This is a genomic window from Candidatus Acetothermia bacterium (assembly GCA_024653305.1).
Classification (GTDB): Bacteria; Bipolaricaulota; Bipolaricaulia; order Bipolaricaulales; family Bipolaricaulaceae; genus JACIWI01.
This window is the reverse complement of sequence record JANLFW010000045.1, coordinates 1-2,537: the sequence shown is the minus strand read 5'-3', so window position 1 is coordinate 2,537 and position 2,537 is coordinate 1. Positions and strand designations below refer to the sequence as shown.

Genomic DNA, 2,537 nt, shown 5'->3' with positions numbered 1-2,537 from the left:
CTCCCTAGAAGACACGAACCCTGTCATCACGGTGTCTCCGAAGAAACCTGGGCCGGTGGTACCTCCGCTAACCTTCAAGGCCAGGACGTATGCTACCCTCCAGGACCTGTTCGACGAGCTGGTGGACCTCGCGAAGAAGGAGCGCGACCTCGAGAAGGCCGAGCTCCTCTACTTCGAGCTCAACCGCCTGGCGGTGGACTACGCCATCAACGTCGCCCACCTCCAGCTCCTCGTGCGGCACTACGAGCAGCCTTGGGTGATGGGCTGGTACCACAACCCGGCCTACCCCGGCGAGTACTTCTACGCTCTGTGGAAGGCGCCGGTGAGCACGGCCGAGCTCGATGCGACACCGAGGGACATCGTTAAGGTGGACAAAGCCGTAGACGCAACGTTCTGGGCCTACAACGCTGGTCCGGACGTGGCGGAGATCACGATCGACGGGGTAACCTACACGCTGAAACCCTTCAGCGACACCGTGACCTTTGTAGGGAAGAAGTTCAAGGTCACTGGAATCGCATGCCCAGAACGAGCGACGCTCCATTACGGCGTCTATTAGAGTCACGCGAAGGGAAGCAAGGGCCGGGGTCTCCCGGCCCTTGACTTTTTCTTCGCCCTAGGGTACAAACGGCCAGCCAATGCTGGCCTTCATTGTGCGGCGGCTCCTGATCCTGCCGATCATCCTGTTCGGCGTTACTGTGTTCGTGTTCGGCGTGTTCTCGTTCCTCGACCCGGTCATGCGGGCAAGCCTGTACGTGCGGGACGTCCCCAAGAGCCCGGACGCCTTGCAGCGGATCATCGAGAAGTACGGCCTCGACGACCCGTTCCACATCCAATACTGGCGGTGGATCAACCAGATCGTGCGCGGCAACTTCGGATGGTCGAAGACCGCCCAGCGCCCGGTGCTTCAGGCCCTTGGGCACTACTTCCCGGCCACGCTGGAGCTGGCCCTGTGGGCGATGATCCCGGTGATCTTCATCGGGATCTGGCTGGGGATCCTCTCGGCCCTCCACCACAACCGGGTGCTTGATCACACTACCCGGGTGTTCGCCCTGGTCGGGTGGTCGTTCCCCTCGTTTGTCTATGGCCTTTTGCTCCTCATGGTGTTCTACGCCATGCTGCGGTGGTTCCCGCCCGGGCGGATCTCGGACTGGGTGATACGAGAGGTCATCGACGGCACGTTCACCCAGCACACGGGCCTATACACGCTGGACGCGGTCCTCAACGGACGGCTGGACGTGTTCGGCGACGCCCTGCGGCACCTCGTGATGCCGGTGATCACGCTCTCTTACATCCAGTGGGCGCTCCTCCTCAGGGTGACCCGGTCCTCGATGCTCGAGATCCTGCGTCAGGAGTATGTGGTCACGGCCCGCGCCAAGGGGCTTGCGGAGCGGGTGGTCGTGTACAAGCACGCTGCCCGTAACGCGATGATCCCCGTGGCGACGATGGGCGGGCTCCTGTTGATTGGGCTCCTCAACGGGGTGGTGATCACGGAGACGGTGTTCAACTACCCGGGGCTGGGGCGCTGGGCGGCCACCGCTGCAACCCAGCTCGACATCCTGGGCGTGCTCGGGTTCGCCCTGTTCAACGCGGCCCTCCTCGTCTTCGGGAACCTCGCGGTGGACGTCCTGTACGCGGTCATTGACCCGCGGATAAGGCTGGAATGAAAACCATCAACCGCCTGCTGAAAAACCCCCTATCCCTCACAGGGCTTCTCTTGCTCCTGTTCTTCATCGGGGTGGCGATCGCCGCGCCGTGGCTGGCCCCCCCGCCGCGTCCCCGCGAGCCGTACCGCATCGCCCAATTCGGGTTTAGCCCCACCCCCAAGCCCCCCGGCGTCGCCAACCCCTTCACCGGGATCTGGCTGGTCGTGACCGGGCAGGCCCCGCTATCCCAGGTCCGCCCGTTCGGGACCACCGAGGGCCAGTACGACATCTACTATGGGGTCGTGTGGGGGACGCGGACCGCATTCCAGGTAGGCCTGTACATCACCGGCGCTTGCGTCATGATCGGGCTCATCGTCGGTTCCTTCGCGGCCTATTTCGGCCGGTGGGTGGACGAGATCATCATGCGGGTCACGGACATCTTCATGGCGTTCCCATTTTTGGTGGCGGCGATGACCATGGCCGCGGTGTTGCAACCCATGATCGGCCGCGGCCTCTTCACCGCCATGATCGCGTTGATCGTGTTCGGGTGGATGAGCTATGCCCGGCTCATCCGGGGGGACATCCTCTCGGTAAAGGAGCGGGACTACGTGCTCGCGGCACGCGCCGCCGGGGCTGGGCACCTCCAGATCCTCTTTCGGCACATCCTGCCCAACGCGATCTACCCCACGCTGGTGGTGGCCTCGATGGACATCGGCTCGTACGTGATCTCGTTCTCTGCCCTGAGCTTCCTCGGCCTCGGGGCGGAGGTGGGGTACGCGGACTGGGGGCAGATGCTCTCGTTTGCCCGCAACTGGCTCCCGCGACTCAACGAGTACTGGTGGATCGTCCTCTACCCCAGCCTTGCCATGCTTCTGTTCGTGCTCGCGTGGAACC

The 2,537-nt window shown here is 63.7% G+C and carries 3 protein-coding genes; all 3 read left to right on the top strand.

Annotation, left to right across the window (positions count from 1 at the left end; genetic code table 11):
- On the top strand, positions 1-556 hold a 556-nt coding region (locus NUV94_08085), incomplete at its 5' end, for a hypothetical protein (protein MCR4392695.1).
- A 79-nt stretch (positions 557-635) separates the two neighbouring features.
- Positions 636-1,664, top strand: a complete 1,029-nt coding sequence (locus NUV94_08080) for an ABC transporter permease (protein ID MCR4392694.1) — start codon at positions 636-638, stop codon at positions 1,662-1,664.
- Positions 1,661-2,537, top strand: an 877-nt coding sequence (locus tag NUV94_08075) for an ABC transporter permease (protein ID MCR4392693.1), incomplete at its 3' end; no start/stop codon positions are given. The genes NUV94_08080 and NUV94_08075, both read left to right, overlap by 4 nt.